This window comes from Rhodococcus sp. NPDC055112 (genome assembly GCF_053607505.1).
In genome coordinates this window covers 1-3773 of record NZ_JBSGTR010000115.1, presented here as the reverse complement: position 1 = coordinate 3773, position 3773 = coordinate 1, and the positions used below count along the sequence as shown (strand labels likewise).

At 70.1% G+C, this 3773-nt stretch carries 4 protein-coding genes; 3 read left to right on the top strand and 1 reads right to left on the bottom strand.

Annotation, left to right across the window (positions count from 1 at the left end; translation table 11 throughout):
• Positions 1 to 1059: THUMP-like domain-containing protein (locus ACWFRB_RS26250; RefSeq protein ID WP_452644262.1), on the top strand; the 1059-nt coding region annotated here is incomplete at its 5' end.
• Here ACWFRB_RS26250 and ACWFRB_RS26245 read toward each other — a convergent pair.
• Positions 1056 to 2354, bottom strand: coding sequence for an outer membrane protein assembly factor BamB family protein (locus tag ACWFRB_RS26245; protein ID WP_452644261.1), 1299 nt, complete (start codon positions 2352 to 2354; stop codon positions 1056 to 1058). The genes ACWFRB_RS26250 and ACWFRB_RS26245 overlap by 4 nt on opposite strands.
• Positions 2355 to 2707: 353 nt before the next feature.
• Here ACWFRB_RS26245 and ACWFRB_RS26240 point away from each other — a divergent pair, with 353 nt between their 5' ends.
• A complete protein-coding gene (locus ACWFRB_RS26240; RefSeq protein WP_452644259.1) occupies positions 2708 to 2959 on the top strand; it encodes a hypothetical protein in 252 nt (83 codons plus the stop codon).
• Positions 2960 to 2975: 16 nt separating this feature from the next.
• On the top strand, positions 2976 to 3719 hold the full coding sequence (locus ACWFRB_RS26235) for an acyltransferase (RefSeq protein WP_452644257.1): 744 nt from the start codon (positions 2976 to 2978) through the stop codon (positions 3717 to 3719).
• The last annotated feature ends 54 nt before the right edge of the window (positions 3720 to 3773 follow it).

The following is a 3773-nucleotide window of genomic DNA, read 5'->3' as shown; positions in this document are numbered from 1 at the left end:
CACCTGGCCGACATCGGCCGGGTGCGTGCGCGTTTTGCCGACCGCTCCGGTGCCCTGGTCGAGACGGTGCTGCTGCGGCGCAGGGCCGTCGGCAAGATCGACGGCGGCCGGGACTGGCTGTTCACCGACGATGCGCTGCAGCAGACGACGCCGTCGGTGGTCGCGCGCAGGCGTGCCCACCGGGTGGCGGGCCGGGCCGTGCACGACGTCACGTGCTCGGTTGGCGCGGAACTGTCCGCCCTCGTCGGCATCGCGAGCGCGGTGATCGGCAGCGATCTCGACCCGGTGCGCCTGGCGATGGCGCAACACAACGTGCCGGGCGCGACGGTCGTCCGCGCGGACGCGCTGGTGCCGTGCACGCGCGACACCGTCGTCCTTGCCGATCCGGCCAGGCGGGCGGGCGGCAGGCGCAGGCACGACCCGGCCGCCCTGCAGCCGCCGCTGCCGGACCTGCTGGAGGCGTACCGCGGCCGCGACCTGTCGGTGAAATGCGCTCCAGGACTTGATTACGACGCGTTGGAGTGGCCCGGCGAGGTGGAGATCGTCTCGCTCGACGGGGGCGTGCGCGAGGCCTGCCTGTGGTCGCCCGGGCTCGCGGGGGCGGGAGTTCGCCGTCGGGCGACGGTGCTGACCGCCGACTCCGCCTGGGAGCTCACCGACGCCGAACCGGACGAGATCCCCGAACGCGAACCGGGGGAGTGGATCGTCGACCCCGACGGGGCGGTGGTGCGCGCGGGCCTGGTGCGGCACTACGCGGCCCGGCACGGGCTCTGGCAGCTCGACCCGCGGATCGCGTACCTCACCGGCGACGCGGTGCCCCCTGGCGTGCGTGGGTTCCGGATCATCGAGCAGCTCAAGTACTCCGAGAAGGCGCTGCGTCAGGAGCTCGCCCGCCTCGACTGCGGGGTGGCCGAGATCCTGGTGCGCGGGCTCGACGTGGACCCGGCGGTGCTGCGCCCGAGGCTGAAGCTGCGCGGCTCGGCGTCGCTGAGCGTCGTGCTGACCCGGATCGGCCGCACCCCGGTCGCGTTCGTCTGCGCCGCGGGCGTCCGGGTCTAGCGGAGGACGAACACCTCGCCGATCAGGGTGGGGGTGACGACCTCGCCGCCGGGGCCGATCGAGGTGCCGACGGTGAAGCCCTTGGCGCCCGGCAGGGTGTCCTGGTCGAGCGTCTCGCCGGTGTCGGTGTCGAAGGTGAGCATCGCGAGACCGGTGTCGCCCTCGCGCACGACGGTGTAGCCGGTCGAGCCGCCGGTCTGCGCCGGGACGCCGAGCTGGACGAGGTCCTTTCGTTCCCACAGCAACTCGGCGTGGTCGCCCTTGTCCTCGAGGGCGAGCAGGCGGCCCTTGTCGGAGCCGGCAGGGATGATCAGGCCGTCCGCGGCGACGGTGGGGCTGCCCGCGGCGGCGAACCCGAGGTCGTGGCTCCAGCGGGGCTCGCCGGTCTCGGCATCGAGCGCCCACAGCGCGCCCTCGTTGTCGTTCGCGTACAGCGTCGCCCCGTCGGCGGAGATCACCGGGTTGGACGTCGCGCCGCCGGGCAGCGCGTCGGAGGACCAGTCCTCGGTGATCCGGCCGTCGGCGTACCGCAGGCCGACCAGCTCGGTGTGCGGGCGACCCGGTCGCCAGACGGTGACGAAGAACCTGCCGGTGGCGAGGTCGATGGCAGGGGCCGTCGAGACGGGGCACTCGGGGGCGCCGAAGAAGCACTGCTCGAGGCCCTGCGCGGCGGGCGGCAGCGGGAGGTCCTTGGCGACGTCGTAGGTCGGCGTCGGGATCAGCTGGTACGACGGCACGACCTCCTTGCCGGTCTGGGTGTTGAGCACCGAGACGACACCGAAGTGCGTGACGAACAGCAGGTTTCCGTCGGCGGTGAACTGGGCGGACAGCGGCGTCCCGCTCACCACGGTGCGCCAGCGCAGCTGACCGTGTTCGTTGAAGGAGTTCATCGCGCCGTCCTCGCCCACGTACACGTTCGTGACGCGGTCGACGAGGGGCGTCGAGACCGCGACGCCGGGGCCGAGCCGGTTGCACCAGCGCTTGCGGCCGCTCTCGATCTCGAACGAGTAGAGGTTGCAGCCGTTCTCGCTGCGCGAGGTGACGAAGATCTGGCCGTTCGACGCGACCGAGGCCGCCGTCGCGGTCGGTGCGCCGATCGGACGCGACCAATCGAAGGAGATCGACCGGGCCCCCTCGGCGGGACTGGTGCCGCTGTTGCGGGCGTCCGCGTGCGCGGCGGGCCATCCGCTCGGGGCGTAGGCGTCGTCGAGCGGTGGTGCGCTGCTGCAGCCGCCGGTGATCAGCGCCGAAACTGCCGTCAGCGACACCGCTGCCGACCGGAGAACACGCCGCATTCAACACTCCTCGTGTGGATTTCGCTCGGTGCAGACTATCCGGCCGAGCACCGCGGGGTGTTAACCCGCCCCGTCGCCGAATGCGGATCCGCTATCCGTTGAACGCAGGACAATCGGGTGTGCCGATCGGCGTGCGGGGGCCGCGGGCGAAATCAGAGTGGTTCAGAATTCAATGGGCCGCGCATTCACAAGCGTCCAATTGCGGCGCGACGGGGCAGGTAGGGCACCTCCTGTGATTGGACCGTTATTTCGGTACATTACGTATCGAATTGCGATAATTAGCCGACGGAACCGCCCAATTCCGGTCGCAATTGTGTTTGAATGACGACATGGAAGGGCCAGGGGGTGAAGATTTGAGCGCGCCGCGCCGATCGCCGCGCGTCGATGCGAACGACAATCACCTGCTCGGTACGCCTCAGGCGGGGGTGGGCATCGTCGTCGGCCTGATCGTCGGCGCCGCGACGCTGATCGGTGTGATGACGAACTCCCTGCTCGCGGTCATCGTGGTCGCGGTCACGGCGGCGCTGGTCGCGGCGCTGCTGGGGGGCGGCGGATGGCTCAGCGGGGGTGGCGGAGTGGGCCGTCGCGGAGCTCACATTCGCTGACCGTAGGCTGCATGGCATGACCAGCATGTGGGGCGCACCGTTGCGCACGAGGTGGCGGGGATCACGTCGGACCGACAGCGAGCAGGCGAAGTTCCTGACCCGCGATTCCCTGCGATGGGTGCTCGAGAACAAGGCGTACACGCCCTGGTACCTGGTGCGCTACTACCGGCTGGCGAAGTTCAAGCTCGCGAACCCGCACGTGATCCTGCGCGGCATGGTCTTCCTCGGCAAGAACGTGGAGATCCACTCGACGCCCGAACTGTCGCGGCTCGAGATCGGTCGCTGGGTCCACATCGGCGACGGCAACGCGATCCGCTGCCACGAGGGTTCCCTTCGCATCGGCGACAAGGTCGTCTTCGGCAAGGACAACGTCGTCAACACCTACCTCGACATCGAGATCGGCGCCTCCACCCTGGTCGCCGACTGGTGCTACATCTGCGACTTCGACCACCGGATGGATGACGTCAACGTCCCGATCAAGGACCAGGGCATCGTGAAGGGCCCGGTTCGGATCGGTCCGGACACCTGGGTCGCCGCCAAGGTGACCGTGCTGCGGAACACGATCGTCGGCCGCGGCTGCGTGCTCGGCGCGCACGCGGTGGTCAAGGGTGAGATCCCGGACTACAGCATCGCGGTCGGCGCCCCCGTCAAGGTCGTCAAGAACCGCAAGGAGGCCTGGGAGGCAGGCGCGGCCGAGCGGGCCAAGTACATCGCCGCCCTCGAGGACATCGAGCGCAAGAAGGCCGCGGCAGCGAGCTGAGGCGCTACGCGCCTGTGCGCGGTTGACGAGTCCCTGGACTCATCAACCGCGCAC